This window comes from Methylobacterium sp. BE186, assembly GCF_031457035.1.
GTDB classification, from domain to species: domain Bacteria; phylum Pseudomonadota; class Alphaproteobacteria; order Rhizobiales; family Beijerinckiaceae; genus Methylobacterium; species Methylobacterium segetis.
Genome location: NZ_JAVDVV010000014.1, coordinates 71,390 through 90,911, shown reverse-complemented (window position 1 = coordinate 90,911; position 19,522 = coordinate 71,390). Strand labels below are relative to the sequence as shown.

Genomic DNA, 19,522 nt, shown 5'->3' with positions numbered 1-19,522 from the left:
ATCGAAAGTTAGGCCGACCGGGACGGTGCGGGCCTCGGTCGTCCGGACATGAGCGGCTGCCCGCACCCCCTTGCCTGAGCCCGCCCGGACCCTCCCCATCTCCCCCCGATGAGAGACGCCGACCGAAACGCTGCCGAGTCGAGCGCCGCCGAGGAACGGCTCGCCGCCCTTGCGCGCTACCACATCCTCGATACCCCGCCGGAGGCCGGGTTCGACGACATCGTGCTGGTCGCGAGCGAGCTCTGCGCGGCGCCCGTCGCCCTCGTCAGCCTCGTCGCCGCGGACCGGCAATGGTTCAAGGCGCGGGTCGGGTTCGAGGCCTGCGAGACCGGGCTCGACAGCTCGGTCTGCGTCCATGCCCTTGCCGGGCCCGGGCTTCTCGTCATCCCGGATCTCAGCGCCGATCCCCGCACCCGCGAGAATCCGCTGGTCACCGGCGCGCAGGCCCTTCGCTTCTACGCCGGCGTGCGTCTCGACACGCCGGAGGGCCTGGGCCTCGGCACCCTCTGCGTCCTCGACAAGGCGCCGCGACCCCGAGGGCTGACGCCGGGCCAGGAGGCGGGCTTGCGCGCGCTCGGCCGCCAGGTCACGGCGTTGATCGAGCTGCGCCGGACCGTGTCCCGACGCGAGGACGATATCCGGCGCCGCCACGAGACGCAGGAGATCAGCAACGCGAGTGCGATCCGCCTCGGCGAGAGCGCGCTTCTGATGCGGCTCGCCATCGAGGCGACCGGCATCGGCATCTACGACTACGACCTCGTGGCGGACCACCTCGAATGGGACGGGCGCACCCGCGCCCTGTTCGGGGTCGGCGCGAGCGAGCCGGTGAGCTACGCCGGCACCTTCCTTGCCCGCCTTCACCCGGACGACCGGGCTCGGGTGGAGGCCGCCCTACAGGCCGCCCTCGACCCGATGGGCCGCGGCGTCTTCGAAAGCGAGTATCGGGCCGTCGGGCCCGACGGGGCGCTGCGCTGGCTCGCCGCCCGGGGCCGCCTCGTCGTGTCGGGGGGGCGGGCGACGCGCATCGTCGGCACCGTCCTCGACATCACGGCCCGCAAGGAGGCCGAACTCGCCCTGCAGGCGACGCGGGACCGCTACCAGCTCGTCACCCGCGCCACCAACGACGCGATCTGGGACTGGGACCTCGTCGCCGATCACGTCCTCTGGAACGAGGCACTCCAGACGGCCTATGGCTGGGCGCCGGAGCAGGTCGAGCCGACCGGTGCGTGGTGGATCGACCACGTCCACCCGGATGACCGAACACAGGTCCATGCCGACATTCGCGCCGTGATCGACGGGGCGGAGAGCGAGTGGAGCCACGAGTACCGCTTCCTGCGGGCCGACGGCAGCTACGCGGAGGTGCTCGACCGCGGCTACATGGTCCGTGGGCAGCAGGGCGAGCCGCTCCGCATGATCGGCGCGATGCTCGACATGACCGAGCGCAACCGGAGCGAGGCGCAGTTCCGGGCCGTGTTCGAGGGCGCCAATGTCGGCATCGTGCAACTCGATCCCCGCAGCCTCACGGCGCTGCGGGTCAACGCCAAGCTCTGCCGGATCTGGGGCGCGGAGCCGGAGGACATCGTCGGCCATTCCGTGGCGAAGTGGACGCCCGAGGAGGATTCCGTCGCCCGCGACGCCCTGCACCGGCGCCTCGCCAACGGCGAGATCATGCAGGAGACCCTGGAGAAGCGCTACCGGCGTGCCGACGGGCGCCTGATCTGGGGGCGGGTGAACCTCGTCTCGCAGGTTCTCGGCGACGCGATCCAGACGACGGCGATGATCGAGGATATCACGCAGGAGCGCGTCGCCGACGTGTGCCAGGCAGCCCTGATCGTGCTCGGCGACGTCCTGCGCGATGCCCCCACCCGCGAATCCATGCTGGCAGAGGCTGTGGGCATTCTCGGGCGGACGCTCGGGGTGGCCGAGACTGGCTTCTGCGACATCGACCTGCCGGACAGCAGCTACCGCGCGGTCGCGCGCTGGCCCTCGCCCGCCGATCCGGGCGCCCGCTCCCTCGCCGGCTTTCCCCGCACGCTGCAGGCCCTGCGGCGGGGGGAGGTCCTGGCGGTGGCCGACATCGCGGCCGATCCGCGCTTGGCCCAGGAGGCTGAGGCCTACGCGATGCTGGGCGCGCGCAGCCTCCTCAAGATCCCCCTCGTCCAGCGAGGCAGCCTCGGCGGCGTGCTCTACGTCTACGCGCCGACGGCGCGGGATTGGGTCCCGGCGGAGGTTACCTTCGCGCGCGACGTGGCCGATCGGGTCTGGGGTTCGCTCGGCCGCCTCCAGGCCGAGGACCAGCAGCGCCTTCTCAACCGTGAGCTGAGCCACCGGCTCAAGAACACGCTGGCCATGGTTCAGGCCATCGCCGCGCAGACCCTGCGCAACGCGCCCGATTTCGAGACGGCGAAGGAGGCCCTCGCGGCCCGCCTGATCGCCCTCGGAAAGGCTCACGATCTCCTGCTAACCGGCGAGCGCGAGAGCGCGGGGATCGACGCGGTGATCGCGGGCGCCCTCTCGCTCCACGACGATCGCCAGCCTGGCCGTTTCGCCGTCCGGGGACCCGCGGTCGAGGTCGGCCCGCGGGCGGCGCTCTCGCTCAGCCTGATGATGCACGAGCTCGCCACCAACGCCGCGAAGTACGGCGCGCTGTCCGTCCCCGAAGGCCGGGTCGCCGTGGAGTGGGACATCGCGGCCGACGGCGCGGAGCCGCTCGTCCGGATGGCCTGGACAGAGAGCGGCGGCCCGCCGGTCTCGCCCCCCTCGCGGAAGGGGTTCGGCTCCCGCCTGATCGAGCGGGGCTTGGCCGGCGCGGTCGGCGGCGAGGTCGCCCTCGCCTTCGAACCCGCGGGCGTGGTCTGCCGGGTGACGGCGCCCCTCTCCGGCTTCCAGGCGGCGGAGTAGGCTACTCCGCCGGCTGCGGCGCCTCCGGTGCCATGCCGGCCTCCGCCCGCTTCCGACCGAGCAGCCGCTCAGCGGCGACGTAGAAGGTCGGGGTGATGAACAGGGTGACGAGGGTCGCCACCAAAAACCCCCCGATCGCCACCGTGCCCATCGAGAGGCGGGCATTGGCCCCCGCCCCGCCGGCGATGGCGAGGGGCACCGCGCCGAGGATGAAGGCGAAGGACGTCATCAGGATCGGGCGGAGCCGCAGTCGGGCCGCGTCCTGGGCGGCCTTCAGCGGATCCTCGCCCCGGTTCCGGCCAGATCCTCCGCGAAGGCGACGAGCAGGATCGCGTTCTTGGCCGCGAGCCCGACGAGGAGCAGCAGCCCCATCTGCCCGAAGATGTCGAGCGGGAGCCCCTCAGCGCCAGGAAGCCGACCGCCTCGAAGATCGCCACCGGCGTCGCGAGCAGGATCACGAAGGGCAGGCGCACCGACTCGTACTGCCCGGCGAGCAGCAGGAAGATCATCAGCCCGCCGAGGCCGAAGATCAGCGGCGCGTTGCCGCCCGCGATCTTCTCCTGGAAGGCGACCTCGGTCCAGGCGACGGCGTAGTCGGAGGGCAGCTTCTCGGAGGCGAGCCGCTCGATCACCGCGATCACGGTGCCGGAACTCGCTCCCGGAGCGGTGTCGACCGCGACCTCGATCGCCGGGTGGGTGTTGTAGGAGAGGAGCGCGGTCGGGCCGCTGACGAAGCGGGCCCGGACCAGGGAACCGAGACGCACCGGCTCGCCCTGGCCATTGTGGACGGTCAGGCGCTCGACGTCCTCGATGGTGCGCCGGCCGCTCGCCTCGCTCTGCACGTAGACTTGGTAGACGTAGCCGAACCGGTTGAAGAGGTTGACGAAGGACGAGCCCACATAGGTGCCGAGCGCGTCGAACAGGGGCTGCAGGGGCACGCCGAGCTGCTCGGCCTTGGCCCGGTCGATCTCGAGTGGAGCTGGGGCACTCCGTAGCTCGTCGTCGGCAGGGCGCGACCGATCGAGGGCAGCTTCGTCACCTCCTCCAGGAAGCGGTCGTCGGCCTGGGCGAGCTTCACGCCGCCCGTGCCGTTGCGGTCCTGGATCTCCAGCGTCAGGCCACCGATCGAGCCGAGGCCCGCCAGCGGCGAGGGGTTGACGATGCGCCGGAAGCCCGGAACTGAGGCGTCCCGCACGGGCCGCCAGCCGGCGTTCCCCTCCCACCGAGGAGGAGAACGCGTTGCGCGCCCTCAGGCCGCCCGCACCGTCGCGAGGAAGCTGCCCACGGCCGCGCGCAGGTCGTTCGCCTGCGCCGAGAGGTCGCCCGCGGCGGCGAGCACCTGCGCCGAGCCGACACTTGCGGTTCCGGCCGCCTCGCTCACCCCCGCGATGTGACCCGAGACCGCGCGGGTGCCTGCCGACGTCTGCGCCGTGGTGCGGGCGATCTCGGCGGTGGCCGCGCCCTGCTCCTCGACGGCCGCCGCGATGTCCCCGCCGATCCTGGCGAGGCGCTGGATCACGCCCGTGATACCGTCGATCGCCGCGACCGAGGTCGTCGTCGAGGCGGTGATCTCGGAGACCTTCGCGGCGATCTCGTCGGTGGCGCGCGCGGTCTGGCTCGCGAGATTCTTCACCTCGGCGGCCACCACCGCGAAGCCGCGGCCCGCCTCTCCTGCCCGCGCCGCCTCGATCGTGGCATTCAGCGCCAGCAGGTTCGTTTGGCCGGCGATGTCCGAGATCAGCCCGACGATCTGGGCGATGCTGCCAGCGGCGGCCGCGAGGCGGTGCACCTCCCCGGCCATGTCCGCGGCGTCGCGCTCGGCCGCCGCCGCGAGGTCGGCCGAGGCGGTGACCTGGGTGCCGATCTCGCGCACGGAGGCCGAGAGTTCCTCCGTCGCCGCCGCGACCGTGTCGGCCGAGAGGGCTGCCTCCTGCGAGGCGTTGGCGACCCGGGCGCTCAGGGAAGCGGTGTCGCCTGCGGCCCGCGCCATGCCGCCCGCGGCGGCCTGGAGCTGGGTGGCGGCCGAGGAGACGGCCGCGACGATGCCGCCGACCCGCGCCTCGAATCCGTCCGCGAGGCTCAAGGCCGCCGCGCGCTGGGCGGCCGCGCTCTCCTGCGTCATCCGCTCCTGCTCGGCGCGGATCCGGTGCCGCTCGCGCACGCTGTCGCGGAAGTCGGCCGCCGCCGCTGCGATGGACCGGACCTCGCGCGGGCCGCCCTCGGGGATCGCCACGTCCTCCTCGCCCCGGCCGATCGCCGTGAGCGCCCGCGACATCCGCACCAGCGGGCGAGCGATGGCGGTGCCGAGGCCGAAGGCCAGCGCGCCGGAGAGCAGGAAGGTGGCGAGCCCGGCCCCGGCCCAGAGAGCGAGGCTGCGGTCGGCCTGTGCCCGCACGGCGCCGGCAACCGCCAGCAGGTCGCCGGTGAGGCCGTCCTCGACGCGCTTCAAGGCGTCGATGCGCTGGGAGGCGAGTTTGAACCAGAGAGGGCTGTCGCGGAAGGCGAGCCCTTCGCCCGGCAGCGTGTCGAGGACGAGCTTGCGCAGGCGCGCCACCTCGCGGGCGGATTCCGCCGCCTCCGCCGTCTCGAAGGCGGCGGTCTGGGCGGGCTCGGCGCGCAGGCGGAACAGGGCCTCGTAGGTCCCCTGGTTGGCCGCGAGCGTCGTCAGCCGCTTCAGCCCGGCGAGATCGAGGCTGCCGCCCGCGACGATCGCGGAGGCGGCCGCCCGCTCCTGGCCGGCGAATTCCTTGAGCGAGAGGAAAGCTGCGTAGGTGGCGAGGCGATTCGCGATGCCGGCGTGGCTCGCGGTCTTCGACATCTCGCCCACCATGCCGAGCCCCTGGCCGATGAGCCCGGTGAAGTAGGCCATCGCCTGGGGCGGGGTCGGCTCCAGGGCGTCGATCGCCTTCCGCTGTCCCTCGAGGCGCCCGAGATCCTCCCGGAATTGCGCCACCTGCCGTGCGAGAGGCCCGCCGGATCCCGCGCTCGCCGATGCCGAGACCGCGCCCGCGAGGTCCGCCCGGGCCGCATCCGTACGCGTCCGCTGGGCGGCGAGCTCCGCCCTGAACTGGCTGCCCTTCGAGCCGAGGAAGAGGCTCGACGCACCGCGCTCGCGCTGGGCCTCGTGCACGAAGGCGCTGACCTGCGAGGCAAGGCCGACGAGATCCTGGACCGCTTCCATGCCGGCCCGCTGCTCCAGGCGATCGGAGACGGCGAGGGCCGCCACCACCGCGAAGGCGAGGCAGGGCGCGAGCGCCACGGCCAGGATGCGTCCCCGCAGGGACGCGATGAAACCACCCGTTCTCATGCCGATATCAATCCAGAATTGCAGCCCGAATCTGGATCGGCGCGGTGATGTAAATTCAGCGTTTCCGTTTCGAGATTCTGCTCAACATTTGGTCATAAGAATCAAATTTGAGCATTCAAGATCCCTGAAGAGGCGCGGGGACTGTCGAGGAGGGCGCGGCCAGCAGGGACCCGCGCGTCGGAGACCGGTTGGACTCGGGCTTGACGCTTCCTACATCGGGATAGCGCCCGCGTATCGGCCGGCCCGGTCCCGGGTTTGCTCCTGTACCGTGTTTGTTCTAAGCAGGATCGTGTCGGACAGTGCCCTGCCCTTGTCCGAAGAAATCCTGCGCCTCGATCGAAACGCGGGGCCGGTGACGCGTTGGCCTGCCGACGCGGTTCCGCGTCGCGGGGACCGGCTCGCCGGCCGGGACGCATTCGGCTCGCCGCCGACCGACAGACTGCGAAGAGACCTGCCTGCCCATGGCAAAAGCCAGCGCCAAAGCCGCCCCGAAATCCGCCGCGCAGCCGGATGCGGGCCCGAGCACGCGATCCGGCAGGAAGCCCCGGGCGGTGGCCTCGCCCGTCGCGAACGAGGCCGAGGCGGAGCAGGCCCGCGAGGTGGCCGCCGATGCCAAGCTCGGTGCCCTGTTCGACGCGGCCCGCGACACCCGGGTGATCTCGGTGCGGGGTGCCCGTGAGCACAACCTGAAGAACGTCGATCTGACGATTCCCCGCGACAAACTCGTGGTGTTCACGGGCCTGTCCGGCTCCGGCAAGTCCTCGCTCGCCTTCGATACGATCTACGCGGAGGGGCAGCGCCGCTACGTCGAATCGCTCTCGGCCTATGCCCGCCAGTTCCTCGAGATGATGTCGAAGCCCGACGTCGACCAGATCGACGGGCTCTCGCCGGCGATCTCGATCGAGCAGAAGACGACCTCGAAGAACCCGCGCTCCACGGTCGGCACGGTGACCGAGATCTACGACTACATGCGCCTTCTCTGGGCACGGGTCGGCATCCCCTACTCGCCGGCCACGGGGTTGCCCATCGAGAGCCAGACGGTGAGCCAGATGGTGGACCGGGTTCTGGCGCTGCCGGAGAAGACCCGCCTCTACCTGCTCGCTCCCGTCGTCCGGGGCCGCAAGGGCGAGTACCGCAAGGAGATCGCCGAGTTCCAGAAGAAGGGCTTCCAGCGCCTGCGCATCGACGGCGAGATGGTCCCGATCGACGACGTGCCGAAGCTCGACAAGAAGCTGAAGCACGACATCGACGTGGTGGTCGACCGGATCGTGGTGCGCGACGACATCGGCTCGCGGCTCGCCGAATCCTTCGAGACGGCGCTGGAACTGGCAGACGGCGTCGCGCTGATCGAATTCGCCGACGCTCCCGAGGGCGGGGAGCCCGAATCGATCACCTTCTCCTCGCGCTTCGCCTGCCCGATCTCAGGGTTCACCATCGCCGAGATCGAGCCGCGGCTGTTCTCGTTCAACAATCCCTTCGGCGCCTGCCCGACCTGCGGCGGCATCGGCCACGAGATGCGGATCGATCCCGAACTCGTGATCTCGGATTCGGCGCTGAGCCTCAAGCGCGGCGCCGTCGCGCCCTGGGCGAAATCGACCTCGCCCTATTACGGTCAGACGCTCGACGCGCTCGCCAAGCATTACGGTTTCAAGACGACCGTGCCCTGGGGCGAGTTGCCCGAGGAGGCGCGGCAGGTGATACTCTACGGCTCCGGCCGCCAGTCGATCCGGTTCGACTACAATGACGGGATGCGCGCCTACGCGGTGAACAAGCCCTTCGAAGGCGTGATCCCGAACCTGGAGCGCCGCTACAAGGAGACGGAGAGCGACGCCTCCCGCGAGGAGATCGGACGCTTCATGGGCGAGACTCCCTGCGAAGCCTGCGGCGGCAAGCGGCTGAAGCCCGAGGCGCTCGCCGTGAAGGTCGCCATGCAGGATGTGGGCGAGGTCACCGCGCTCTCGGTGCGCGAGGCGCATCGCTGGTTCTCGGACTTGCCGGACAAGCTCAGCCCGAAGCAGAACGAGATCGCGGTGCGGATCCTCAAGGAGATTCGCGACCGCCTCACCTTCCTGGTCGATGTCGGGCTCGAATACCTGACGCTTGCCCGCGGCTCCGGCTCGCTCTCCGGCGGCGAGAGCCAGCGCATCCGGCTGGCCTCCCAGATCGGCTCGGGACTGACGGGCGTCCTCTACGTCCTCGACGAGCCCTCGATCGGCCTGCACCAGCGCGACAACGAGCGGCTCCTCGGCACGCTGAAGCGCCTGCGCGACCTCGGCAACTCGGTCATCGTCGTGGAGCACGACGAGGATGCGATCCTGCAGGCCGACTACGTGGTCGATGTCGGCCCGGGCGCAGGCATTCACGGCGGCGAGATCATTGCGCAGGGCACGCCCGCGGAGGTGCTGGCCCATCCCGCTTCGCTCACCGCCAAGTACCTGACGGGCGAGCTCAGCGTCCGCACGCCCGCCGCCCGTCGCAAGGCCCGCAAGGGCAAGCTGAAGCTGACGGGGGCGCGGGGCAACAACCTCAAGAACGTGTCCGTCGAGATTCCGCTCGGCACCTTCACCTGCATCACCGGCGTCTCGGGCGGCGGCAAGTCGACCCTCGTGATCGACACGCTCTACAAGGCGGTGGCCAAGAAGCTGAACGGGGCGCTGGAGCACCCGGCCCCCTACGAGCGGCTGGAGGGGCTGGAGCACCTCGACAAGGTCATCGACATCGACCAGTCGCCGATCGGGCGCACGCCGCGCTCGAACCCCGCCACCTATATCGGCGCCTTCACGCCGATCCGCGACTGGTTCTCAGGGCTCCCCGAAGCCAAGGCCCGCGGCTATCAGGCGGGGCGCTTCTCCTTCAACGTGAAGGGCGGGCGCTGCGAGGCCTGCTCGGGCGACGGCGTCATCAAGATCGAGATGCACTTCCTGCCCGACGTCTACGTCACCTGCGACGTCTGCAAGGGGCGGCGCTACGACCGCGAGACGCTCGAGGTGAAGTACCGCGGCAAGTCGATCGCCGACGTGCTCGACATGACGGTCGAGGAGGCGGCCGACCTGTTCAAGGCGGTGCCCTCGATCCGCGAGAAGATGGAGACGCTGGCCCGGGTCGGCCTGCACTACGTCCATGTCGGCCAGCAGGCGACGACCCTGTCCGGCGGCGAGGCTCAGCGGGTGAAGCTCTCGAAGGAGCTCGCCAAGCGTGCCACGGGCCGCACCCTCTACATCCTCGACGAGCCGACCACCGGTCTGCACTTCCACGACGTCGCCAAGCTGATGGAGGTGCTCCACGAGCTCGTGGACCAGGGCAACACCGTGGTCGTGATCGAGCACAACCTCGAGGTCATCAAGACCGCCGACTGGGTGATCGACATGGGTCCCGAGGGCGGCGACGGCGGCGGTGTCGTCGTGGCCGAGGGCACGCCGGAGCAGATCGCGAAATCCACCGCGAGCCACACCGGGCGCTTCCTGCGCGACGTGCTGGCCCGCCGTCCCGCGGCCGCGATGCCGGCAGGGGGCCGCGCGGCCGCCGAGTGAGACGGGTGGGGGCCGGGTGGCGCAGTCCGGCGCCGCGACCGTCCGATTCGCCGCGGGACCGCCCCACCCCGCCCGATTCGACCGAAAGCGGGCCCTCGCGGTAGCCGCCCGCACCTCCCTCGAGCCCGGATCTCCCGTGTCCGCGGGGCCGTCCGCCGACGCGGCCTTGCCCGATTTCCATGGGGCAACTGCGCAATCGTCCCGGATCGCGGACGCCCGGCAAGAGCTTGAGCGATCTGCGTTATTCTTCCGGATGAGGCGCCGGCCCCCGCGCCATGGCCGCCGCCCCGCGCCTTGGGCCTCCCGGCGGCCGGGCTGTTGCAACGCGGCAAAAATGCGGCTTTTGCGCAACGGTCCGATCCGATCTGCCCGGATGCGAGGCATTCCACTGTCATTCCGAGCGCGGCTGTAGAATAGTTCTCAGCGTTGAGACTTGAGGTGGGGCCGTAAGGGGGCGCTTGGCACCATTGGGGCGGAAGCCGACGCGGTCGGCAAACCGGCAATGTTGTGCACAAGGCTACGGGGCGCACGCCTGAAATCCTTGGGAAGGAAAGACAAAATGATGAAGAACTGGCTCGCCGCGGGAGCGGTCGCGCTCTCCGTCGGTATGACCGGGACCGCCGCCTTCGCTCAGACCACGACGGTTCCGGGTGAGCAGGTCGGCCTCGCGGTCGGCGCCCCGCTCCCCGAGGGCGTCTACGCGCTGAACACGTTCCTGTACCGCTCGCCCGACGTCTCGCCGGTCGATGTCGGGATCAACATCCCGATCCTGCTGTGGTCGACCCCGTGGAAGATCCTCGACGCCCGCGTCGAGCTCGCCGTCGCCCCGCCGACCGTCTTCTCGTTCGGCCGCGGCCGTAACGGTGCGGCTCTCGACACCAGCATCAACGTCGGCACCTTCGTCGGCGGCATCTTCGCCTGGGATCTGGGCAACAACGTCGGCGTCAGCTACCTCGCCGGTGTGTACCTCAACGAGCTCAACGCGGGTCGCGGCTGCGGCATCGGCTGCCTGCCGATCCTGTCGTCGAACACCTACCGCCAGGGCTTCGCCATCAGCTACACCGGCGACGGCTGGAACCTGACCGCGAACCTTACCTACAACTTCTACGACACGCCCTCCTCGTTCTCCGGTGGGTTCTTCCCGGCCGGTGGCGCGCTCCGGCGCGGCCCGTACGCTCCGTCGGACGCCCTCAACCTCGACCTGACGGCGACGAAGAAGTTCGGCAAGTGGGAGATCGGTGCGATCGGCTACGGCACCACCGACCTCTCCAACACCTCGCGCTTCTCGCCCGTCGCCCTCGGCGGCGCGCGCCAGGGCTACTTCGCTCTCGGCGGCCTTATCGGCTACGACTTCGGACCCTTCACGGTCCAGGGCTACGCCGCCCGCCACATCGTGAACCGCGTCGCCGGCGCCGAGGCGACCGAGGGCTGGTTCCGCGTGATTGCGCCGCTCTACACCGTGGCTGCCGCTCCGGCTCCGGCCCCGGCTCCGCTGATCCGCAAGTACTGAGGCATCTTCCGAACCCGGCCCGAGGCGACTCGGGCCGGATCCGGCAGGGTCACCAAGCCGCCCGCTCCTTTCGGAGTCGGGCGGCTTCTCGTTTGGGCCGTGCCGACCGATCCTGATCCGCGTGCGCGCGCAGAACGAAGCTGAAAAAATTCCGCAATGGCGTTCGATTGCGCGAAACCTTCCTTCGCAGAGCCCCGTAGAGGCCTGCGTCCGCCCCCGTAGGGGTCAGAAGAGAGGTTACGCTCAATGGTCATCCTGCATGCCGGCCGCACCCGCGCTGCCGCCCTTGCCCTCGCCATCGGCCTCGCGCTGCCCGGTGCCGCGCTCGCCAAGAACCCGATGGTCGGCGGCGCGCCGATGTACGCGTCGAAGAACATCGTCGAGAACGCGGTCAACTCGAAGGATCACACCACGCTGGTGGCGGCCGTGAAGGCGGCGGGCCTCGTCGACACCCTGGCCGGCCCCGGCCCCTTCACCGTGTTCGCGCCGACCAATGCCGCCTTCGCCAAGCTGCCGCCGGGCACCGTCGAGACGCTGGTCCAGCCTGCCAACAAGGCGACGCTCACCGCGATCCTCACCTATCACGTCGTGCCGGGCACCTACACCGCGAAGGACCTGACGGCGCTGGCCAAGCAGGGCGGCGGTGAAGGTCAGCTCAAGACCGTGCAGGGCGCGCCGCTCACGGTCTCGACCCGCGGCAAGAAGGTCTACGTCACCGACGCCAAGGGCAACACCGCGACCGTCACCATCGCCAACGTGATGCAGTCGAACGGCGTCATCCACGTCATCAACGGCGTGCTGCAGCCCTGATCGGAAAGGGGCCGGCCCCGCGCGGCGGGGTCGGCGCCCGTCCGCGTGTGCGGCCTTCCGTCCGGACGGTGCGGAGCGCCGGATCCGGCTTCCAGGGCCACGCGAGGCACATCAAGCTGCGGGCTCCGCCTCCCCGAGGCGGGGCCCGTTCACGTTGATCTCGCGGTCACTCGCGGATCGCGGTCACTCGCGGATGAGCTTGCCCGTGTAGACCACAGGCCCCGTCGGCAGCCCGGTCGGGGAGCCGCCCGGCGGCTCGACCGAGACGGCGAAGACGCCCTCGCCCGCCCGGGCGCCCGCCGGCAGGGGGAGGCGGGCCGCGTCGGCGCCGATCAGCCCGAGCGGCTTCGGGACGGCGTCGGTGCCCACGTACCAGAGCTGCAGGCTGTGCCCAGCCGGCGTCTCGGCCGCCACCGGCCGCACCGCGGCCTGCCCGGTCGCGGTGTCGATGCTCACGAGGAGGGCGGGTGCGGCACCGCCGCTCGTGACCACGGCGACGTAGCGGGCTCCGTCCGGTCGCTCGGGCCGGGGCGAGAGGATGACGAGGGCGAGCCCGGCGGCTGCGAGCGCCGCAGCGGCGGCCCCGCCCTGCCAGAGGCGCAGGCGCCGCGTCAGCGCACGGACGCGGTTGTCGTTGGCCGCCGCGCCTCCGGGCAGCGCACGGGCGATCCGCTCCCAGACATGCGGCCCGGGCCGGATCTCGGGTGCGACGAGGCTCAGGGGGCCAAGGCGCCGTTCCCAATCGCGCACCGCCTGGACGAGGGCCGGATCCCGGGCGAGATCGCGCGCGAAGGCGACCCGTTCGGCGAGCGTCAAGGTGCCGAGGACATATTCTCCCGCGCGGTCTTCTCCGGGCTCCCGCCCCTCCTGTCCCGCGCTCACGACACGGCCTCCAGGCAGCCCTTCAGGCTCGCCAGCGCGCGGTGCAGCCAGGTCTTGATCGTGTTGACGGGGCGCTCGAAGCGTTGGGCGAGGTCCTCCCGCGAGAAGCCCTCGCAATAGGCCAGCACGACGCAATCCCGGTGCGCGGGATCGAGCCGTGCGAGGCAGGCCCGCAGGGCGTCCCGGCCGAGGATCGAGTCCTCGCTGTCGTGAGGATCGGCGAGCCGCTCCAACCAATCCTCCCCATCCTCGTGCACCGGCCCCTGCGCCTCGGTTCTGCGGCGGATCGCATCGATGGCGCGGTTGCGCGCGATCGTGCAGAGCCACGACAGGGGGCGCCCCGCCTCCGGAACGTACGAGCCCGCCGATTGCCAGACCCGCAGGAAGACGTCCTGAAGGATGTCCTCGGCAGCCGACCGGTCGCGCTGGATACGCAGGATCACGCCGAGAAGTTTCGGCGCGGTGAGATCGTAGAGGGCGCGAAGCGCCGCCTCGTCCCGGGCCGCGACCGCGTCGAGGAGTCGCTCAAGGGTCGCGTCGTCGCGCACGGGACTTCAACCTTCCTCTCGCGCGCGCCGGCGCTCTCGGCAGGACATGCGGCACACGCGCCCGGGAGCCCTGCCTGGCTGGGCAAGGACGGAGCGTTTCCGCAGCCGGCGCCCCGGGTCTCGCGCCCTCTCCGCCGGCGGCCGGATCGTAGAGCAGAGCCGCCCGGCGCGCCATACGCTTCCGCTGGCACAACCTGTGGGTGGCGTCGCCGCGCGAGCCTGTCGGGCCCGGAGCGGCGACCTATCTCAGGCCGTCTCGTCATGTCCCCGAGACGCAGGAAGGACGGAAACGCCATGGCCTCGCAGGGCGACTGGAGGATCCCCGCATCCGTGCAGCCCAAGCCCGCCGATTACGGCTACGACCTCGACCGGGCGCTGAGCGCCGTCGTCGCCCTCTCGACCCGGGTCCCGGCCGAGGCCTTCACCGCCGAGACGCTCGGCACCGAGCGGGCGGGCAACGGCGTGCTGATCCGCGAGGACGGGCTCGTGCTCACCGTGGGCTACCTGGTCATGGAGGCCGATACCGTCTGGCTCACCACCCATGACGGGCGCTCGGTCCCCGGCCACGTGGTGGGCTTCGACGCGGCCACCGGCTTCGGCCTCGTGCAGGCGCTCGGCGACCTCGCCCTGCCGGCCCTGCCGATCGGCCGCTCCGCCGGGCTCAAGATGGGCGACCGGGCGGTGCTGGCGGGCGCGGGGGGACGGGCGCGCAGCGTCGCCACCCAGGTGGTCGGCCGCCAGGAATTCGCGGGCTACTGGGAGTACGTCCTCGACGAGGCGCTCTTCACCGCGCCGTCGCACCCGCACTGGGGCGGTACGGCCCTGATCGGTCCGGGCGGCGAACTCGTCGGCATCGGCTCCCTGCAACTCCAGCAGGGCGGCAGCGCGGGCGCGCGGCCGATCAACCTCGTCGTGCCGATCGACCTCCTGCCGCCGATCCTCGACGATCTCGCCGCCCGGGGCCGCCCGAACCGGCCGCCCCGGCCCTGGCTCGGCGTCTACGCCACCGAGACGGAGGACGGCATCGCGGTGATGGGGCTCGCCGACGACGGTCCGGCGGAGGCGGGCGACCTGCGCGTGGGCGACTTCGTCGAGGCCGTCGCCGGAGAGCCCGTTTCCGACCTTGCCGGTTTCTTCCGCCAGGTCTGGGCCCTCGGCGAGGCGGGAGTGCGGGTGCCGCTCTCGGTGCGCCGCGAGGGCCGCCCGATCGCCCTGAGCGTCGTCTCCGGAGACCGGGAGAGCTATCTGATGAGCCCGCCCCTCCACTGAGGGCTCACAGGGCGATGCCGAGGCGCCGGTTGATCCGCGTCACGATCCAGACGGTGACGATGGCCACGCACACCCCCCATCCCACCTCGAACACCCGCGACCACAGCATCCGCTCGACGCTGCCCAGATGGGGGACCAGCAGGAGGATCGTGGCGGTGATGGCCGCGAGCCGCCCGGCGCTCGCCACGTTGACGAGGCCGCAGGCGACGATCGAGAGAAGCACGCTGAGGGCGTAGCTCGGCAGGCTCGGGCCGGCCGCCAGATAGGTGCCGAGCCCGATCATCCCGCCGATCGCAGCCCCCGTGAACTGGTCGCGGGCGGTGGAGCGGGTCGCGCCGAATTCCGTCTGCGCCACGGCCAGGGCGGTGATGGCGCTCCAGAAGCCCTCGCGCAGGCCGAGCGCCTGAGTCGGCAGGTAGGCGACGATGGCGGCGCAGGCCGACATCACGCCGTGCGCCGTGCCCCGGCTGAGGCGCCGCCGCAGGGGCAGGCGCTTGGCCACACGGCCGAGCTGGTCGCGCAGCAAGCCGAGACGGCTGACGTCGCGCGCCGTGCGCCGCTCGGACGCGCGCATCCCCTCCCCGCCCGAGTCGGCATCCGCCTCCGCAACGGAGGCCGCACTCCACGGCCGCTCCTCTCGCGTCTCCGTCCGGGGATTCGACTCGCTCATCCTCACCGTCTCGCCGGGACCCATGCGGGCGTCAACGGCGCGGCCGGAGCCCCGGTTCAGTCCCGTGGCGTGGACCGTTGATCGCCCCTGCCCGCGGGTTTAAGTCCTCCGGATGACGGCGCGAGATCCCATCCACATCGTCGGCGGCGGGCTGGCGGGCTCCGAGGCGGCCTGGCAGATCGCCAGCGGCGGCCATCCGGTCGTGCTCCACGAGATGCGGCCCGTGCGCGGCACCGACGCGCACCAGACCGAGAGCCTCGCCGAGCTCGTCTGCTCGAACTCCTTCCGCTCGGACGACGCGGAGGGCAACGCGGTCGGCCTCCTGCACCAGGAGATGCGCAGCCTCGGCTCGCTCATCCTGCGGATGGGCGACGCGAACCAGGTTCCGGCGGGCGGGGCGCTCGCCGTGGACCGCGAGGGTTTCGCGGCTGCCGTGACGGGAGCCCTCGAGGCGCATCCCCTCGTCACCGTCGTGCGGGAGGAGATCGCGGGGCTGCCGCCGGACGCGTGGGGCTCGACGATCGTGGCGACCGGTCCCCTGACCTCCCCGGCGCTGGCGGAGGGGATCCGCGCGCTGACGGGGGCAGAATCGCTCGCCTTCTTCGACGCCATCGCCCCGATCGTGCACCGCGACTCGATCGACATGGGGCGTGCGTGGTTCCAGTCGCGCTACGACAAGCCGGGTCCCGGTGGCACGGGGGCCGACTACCTGAATTGCCCCATGGACCGGGCGCAGTACGACGCCTTCATCGCGGCGCTGATCGCGGGCGAGAAGACGAGCTTCAAGGAGTGGGAGACCTCGACCCCCTACTTCGACGGCTGCCTGCCGATCGAGGTGATGGCCGAGCGCGGTCCCGAGACCCTGCGCCACGGCCCGATGAAGCCCGTGGGCCTGACGAACCCCCACGACCCGACGGTGAAGCCCTGCGCCATCGTGCAGCTGCGCCAGGACAACGCCCTCGGCACCCTCTACAACATGGTGGGTTTCCAGACGAAGCTGCGCCACGCCGAGCAGGTGCGGATCTTCCGCACGATCCCGGGCCTGGAGAACGCCGAGTTCGCCCGCCTCGGCGGCCTGCACCGCAACACCTATCTCGACTCGCCCCGCCTCCTCGACGGGACGCTGCGCCTGAAGGCGCGGCCCTCCCTGCGCTTCGCCGGCCAGATCACGGGCTGCGAGGGGTATGTCGAGAGCGCCGCGGTGGGCCTGATGGCCGGGCGCTTCGCGCTCGCTGAGGCGCAGGGCCGCCGCCTGCCGCCGCTGCCGCAGACGACCGCGCTCGGCGCGCTCATCGCCCACATCACCGGCGGGCACATCGTGCAAGGCGGCGAGCCGGCGGCCAACGCCCCCCGCTCGTTCCAGCCGATGAACGTGAATTTCGGGCTGTTCCCGCCGCTTGAGCGGGCGCCGCGCAACGAGACGGGGCGCCGGCTGCGCGGACCGGAGAAGGCGGCGCTGAAGAAGCGGGCGCTCACCGACCGGGGCCGGGCGGCCCTCGCCGCTTGGATCGCGGAGGCGGGAGAACCGCCGCGGGCGGCGGCGGAGTAGAGGGGCGGGGGCGCCTCCGTCACTCTCCTCTCCGAGGGAGTGGGAAGCGGCTGACCTTCAGATCGGTGTTCGAAACGGATCGGCCTTCATCAGGAGCCGCCGTCCCGGCCGGTGCCCCTCCTCGCCGGTATCCTCGAAGCCGAGCTTGCGCAGCAGGCCCCACGAGGCGACGTTGCCGGGACGGCACTCGGCGACGACGCTCCGGTGGGGAAAGCGGCGGGCGAGGAGGCCGAGGAGGCCCGCCACCGCCTCCGTCGCGATGCCGCGGCCGCGGGCCGCTCCCCCGACCCAGTAGCCGATCTCGATGGCGCCCTCGCCGCGCAGGTGCGTGCCCACCACCGCGACGAGGGTGCGGCTCTCCCGATCCCAGACACCGTTGAAGCGGTCGCTGCCCCTCCGCCCGGAGGCGATCAGCGCGCGCGCATCCGCGAGCGTGAAGGGCTCCGGCAGGAAGTCGACGGCGCCGGTGATCGCCGGATCGTCGGTGAGGCGGCGCAGGGCCTCGGCGTCGCGCGCGGCGAGGGCCGCGATGCGCAGGCGCCCAGTCTCGAGCCCGGGCAGGGTCGCGAGGCTGTCGGGCTGGGCGGCACGCCGGAACAGGAACATCCCCCTCAGGTGGGGCCGCCGCGGGCGGCGGAAAGGTACGCCGCAGGCACCGCGTTCATCCGCGCGGATATGAAAAACCCGCCCCGGCCGAGGGCCGGAGCGGGTTGCGGCATGGCCGGTGCGGCCGACCCTACGGGTGGATGACCATCGCGTTGAACGGGTACACGTAGGCCTGCAGCATCACGAGGCCGCCGACCATGCAGGCGAGCACGATCGAGTGCCAGAACACGAAGCGCAGGATCTTGCCCTCCTGGCCGAAATAGCCGGTGGCGGTGGAGGCCACGACGATCGACTGCGCGTCGATCATCTTGCCCATCACGCCGCCCGACGAGTTCGCCGAGGCCATCAGGATGCCCGACAGGCCGAGCTGCTCCGAGGTGATCTTCTGCAGGCCGCCGAAGAGCACGTTCGAGGCCGTGTCCGAGCCCGTCAGCGCCACGCCGAGCCAGCCGAGCAGGGTGCCGAAGAACGGGTAGAGGATGCCGGTGCCGGCGAAGGCGAGGCCGAGCGTCGCGTCGACGCCGCCGTAGCGGGTGAGCACGCCGAGCGCGAGCATCGCCGCGATGGTGATGAGCGAGTAGCGCAGCACCCAGATCGTCTCGAGATAGGCGGTGACGAGGCGCCAGGGCGAGAAGCGCATGATCAGGCCGGAGATGATCGCGGCGATGAGCACGCCCGTGCCCGTGTAGGACATGTAGGTGAAGGCGAAGACCGCCGCCTCCGGATGCGCCTTGGCGACGACCGGGGGCACCTTCATGATCACGTTGTGCAGGCCGGGGACCTCGTACTTGATCGTGAAGATCGGGTTCACGAGGCTCTTGAACCAGCCGGTGCCCCAGATTGCGACGACGACCGACAGGATGATCCACGGCACCCAGGCCCAGGCGATCTCGCTCGAGGTGGCGGTGCGGGCGCCGGTATGCACGCGCGGCAGGTCGCCGGGCACGCCCGCGCCGAGGGCGACGGGACGCGGCTCGGTGCCGTAGCCGATGGACGGATCGTGGCCGCGCAGGGCCGGCGAGGTCCAGACCTGCGCCGGCCGCCAGACCTTCAGGAACAGGACCAGGGCGCCCATCGAGACGAGCGAAGCGCCGATGTCGACGATCCAGGGGTTGATGTAGTTCGAGATCAGGAACTGCGCGAGCGCGAAGGAGATGCCGCAGACGGCGATGGGCGGCCAGATCGCGATCATGCCGCGGAAGCCCGCGAAGACCCAGATCAGCCAGAAGGGCACGATCACCGAGAAGAACGGGAGCTGCCGGCCGATCATCGCGCCGAGGATGTAGGGGTCGTAGCCCGTGACCGAGGCGAGGCCCTGGATCGGTGCGCCGAGCGCGCCGTAGGCGACGGGCGCGGTGTTGGCGATGAGCGAGAGGCCCGAGGCCGCGAGCGGCGAGAAGCCGAGGCCGATCAGGATCGCGCCGGTCACCGCCACCGGGGTGCCGAAGCCGCCCGCGCCCTCGAAGAAGGCGCCGAAGGCGAAGGCGACCAGAAGGAGCTGGATGCGCCGGTCCGTCGTGATGCCCGCGACCGATTGCTGGAGGGTGGCGAACCAGCCTTTCTCCACCGTCAGGCGGTAGAGGAAGATGACGTTGAGGATGATCCAGCCGATCGGGAACAGGCCGAGCGCCACGCCGTAGGCGGAGGCGCGAAGCGCGAGGCCCGTCGGCATGCCGAAGGCCACGATCGCGACGAGGAGCGCGATGACGAGGGACAGGACGGCCGCGATATGGGCCTTGACCTTGCCGCTCGCGATCATGCCGAGCAGCGCGACGACCGGAAGGGCGGCCGCGAGCGTCGAGAGCCACGCGTTCCCGAACGGGTCGTAGACTTGATTCCAGGTTTCCACGGGCGTCACGCTCCTCCGTACGCCCGATCTTCTGGCCGGGCCGTCCAGCGTTGCTAGCAGAGCCGGTGAGGCGGCTCAACGCGGATTAATC

At 71.3% G+C, this 19,522-nt stretch carries 12 protein-coding genes and 1 pseudogene; 6 read left to right on the top strand and 7 right to left on the bottom strand.

Annotated features, from left to right (window positions below):
- Positions 1–108: 108 nt before the first annotated feature.
- Complete coding sequence (locus J2X36_RS15670; RefSeq protein ID WP_310351301.1) at positions 109–2,901, top strand: PAS domain-containing protein; 2,793 nt, start codon at positions 109–111, stop codon at positions 2,899–2,901.
- Position 2,902: 1 nt separating this feature from the next.
- Here J2X36_RS15670 and J2X36_RS15665 read toward each other — a convergent pair.
- Positions 2,903–4,066: pseudogene (locus tag J2X36_RS15665) on the bottom strand (efflux RND transporter permease subunit); the annotation flags it as partial.
- A gap of 84 nt (positions 4,067–4,150) precedes the next feature.
- Positions 4,151–6,208 carry a nitrate- and nitrite sensing domain-containing protein gene (locus J2X36_RS15660; protein WP_310351299.1) on the bottom strand — a complete coding sequence of 686 codons (2,058 nt, stop codon included), beginning with the start codon at positions 6,206–6,208 and terminating at the stop codon, positions 4,151–4,153.
- Positions 6,209–6,669: 461 nt separating this feature from the next.
- Between J2X36_RS15660 and uvrA the strand changes: the two genes are divergently transcribed.
- The 3 genes from uvrA (at position 6,670) to J2X36_RS15645 (ending at position 12,058) form a co-directional block, all read left to right on the top strand.
- Complete coding sequence (gene uvrA / locus J2X36_RS15655; protein ID WP_310351298.1) at positions 6,670–9,738, top strand: excinuclease ABC subunit UvrA; 3,069 nt, start codon at positions 6,670–6,672, stop codon at positions 9,736–9,738.
- A gap of 559 nt (positions 9,739–10,297) precedes the next feature.
- Entirely contained in the window at positions 10,298–11,248 is a 951-nt protein-coding gene (locus J2X36_RS15650) for a transporter (RefSeq protein ID WP_310351296.1), read from the top strand.
- A gap of 246 nt (positions 11,249–11,494) precedes the next feature.
- Positions 11,495–12,058, top strand: a complete 564-nt coding sequence (locus tag J2X36_RS15645) for a fasciclin domain-containing protein (protein ID WP_310351295.1) — start codon at positions 11,495–11,497, stop codon at positions 12,056–12,058.
- A gap of 183 nt (positions 12,059–12,241) precedes the next feature.
- Here the strand turns inward: J2X36_RS15645 and J2X36_RS15640 are convergent, their stop codons facing one another.
- Positions 12,242–12,940, bottom strand: coding sequence for an anti-sigma factor domain-containing protein (locus J2X36_RS15640; RefSeq protein WP_310351292.1), 699 nt, complete (start codon positions 12,938–12,940; stop codon positions 12,242–12,244).
- Positions 12,937–13,488: a sigma-70 family RNA polymerase sigma factor gene (locus J2X36_RS15635; protein ID WP_132254299.1), complete on the bottom strand. Its 552-nt coding sequence runs from the start codon at positions 13,486–13,488 to the stop codon at positions 12,937–12,939. Before J2X36_RS15635 ends, J2X36_RS15640 begins: the two co-directional genes overlap by 4 nt.
- 294 nt (positions 13,489–13,782) lie before the next feature.
- Between J2X36_RS15635 and J2X36_RS15630 the strand changes: the two genes are divergently transcribed.
- Positions 13,783–14,757 (top strand): S1C family serine protease, encoded by a 975-nt coding sequence (locus J2X36_RS15630; protein ID WP_132254300.1) that lies wholly within the window; start codon positions 13,783–13,785, stop codon positions 14,755–14,757.
- Between the two features lie 4 nt (positions 14,758–14,761).
- On the opposite strand, the gene J2X36_RS15625 is transcribed toward J2X36_RS15630, so the two are convergent.
- Positions 14,762–15,331 carry an FUSC family protein gene (locus tag J2X36_RS15625; RefSeq protein ID WP_310351382.1) on the bottom strand — a complete coding sequence of 190 codons (570 nt, stop codon included), beginning with the start codon at positions 15,329–15,331 and terminating at the stop codon, positions 14,762–14,764.
- Positions 15,332–15,539: 208 nt separating this feature from the next.
- Here J2X36_RS15625 and trmFO point away from each other — a divergent pair, with 208 nt between their 5' ends.
- A complete protein-coding gene (gene trmFO / locus J2X36_RS15620) occupies positions 15,540–16,976 on the top strand; it encodes a methylenetetrahydrofolate--tRNA-(uracil(54)-C(5))-methyltransferase (FADH(2)-oxidizing) TrmFO (protein WP_310351285.1) in 1,437 nt (478 codons plus the stop codon).
- A gap of 57 nt (positions 16,977–17,033) precedes the next feature.
- Here trmFO and J2X36_RS15615 read toward each other — a convergent pair whose 3' ends face one another.
- Both J2X36_RS15615 and J2X36_RS15610 read right to left on the bottom strand, forming a co-directional pair.
- Positions 17,034–17,582, bottom strand: coding sequence for a GNAT family N-acetyltransferase (locus J2X36_RS15615; protein ID WP_310351283.1), 549 nt, complete (start codon positions 17,580–17,582; stop codon positions 17,034–17,036).
- A gap of 130 nt (positions 17,583–17,712) precedes the next feature.
- Entirely contained in the window at positions 17,713–19,431 is a 1,719-nt protein-coding gene (locus J2X36_RS15610) for an L-lactate permease (RefSeq protein ID WP_405029797.1), read from the bottom strand.
- Positions 19,432–19,522: the final 91 nt, after the last annotated feature.

Bases quoted from the DNA above. Each gene is read 5' to 3' on its own strand.
- J2X36_RS15625 (WP_310351382.1), bottom strand. From the start codon at position 15,331: ATGCGCGCGTCCGAGCGGCGCACGGCGCGCGACGTCAGCCGTCTCGGC.
- J2X36_RS15660 (WP_310351299.1), bottom strand. From the start codon at position 6,208: ATGAGAACGGGTGGTTTCATCGCGTCCCTGCGGGGACGCATCCTGGCC.
- J2X36_RS15630 (WP_132254300.1), top strand. From the start codon at position 13,783: ATGGCCTCGCAGGGCGACTGGAGGATCCCCGCATCCGTGCAGCCCAAG.
- J2X36_RS15615 (WP_310351283.1), bottom strand. From the start codon at position 17,582: ATGTTCCTGTTCCGGCGTGCCGCCCAGCCCGACAGCCTCGCGACCCTG.
- J2X36_RS15650 (WP_310351296.1), top strand. From the start codon at position 10,298: ATGATGAAGAACTGGCTCGCCGCGGGAGCGGTCGCGCTCTCCGTCGGT.
- J2X36_RS15670 (WP_310351301.1), top strand. From the start codon at position 109: ATGAGAGACGCCGACCGAAACGCTGCCGAGTCGAGCGCCGCCGAGGAA.
- J2X36_RS15645 (WP_310351295.1), top strand. From the start codon at position 11,495: ATGGTCATCCTGCATGCCGGCCGCACCCGCGCTGCCGCCCTTGCCCTC.
- uvrA (WP_310351298.1), top strand. From the start codon at position 6,670: ATGGCAAAAGCCAGCGCCAAAGCCGCCCCGAAATCCGCCGCGCAGCCG.
- trmFO (WP_310351285.1), top strand. From the start codon at position 15,540: ATGACGGCGCGAGATCCCATCCACATCGTCGGCGGCGGGCTGGCGGGC.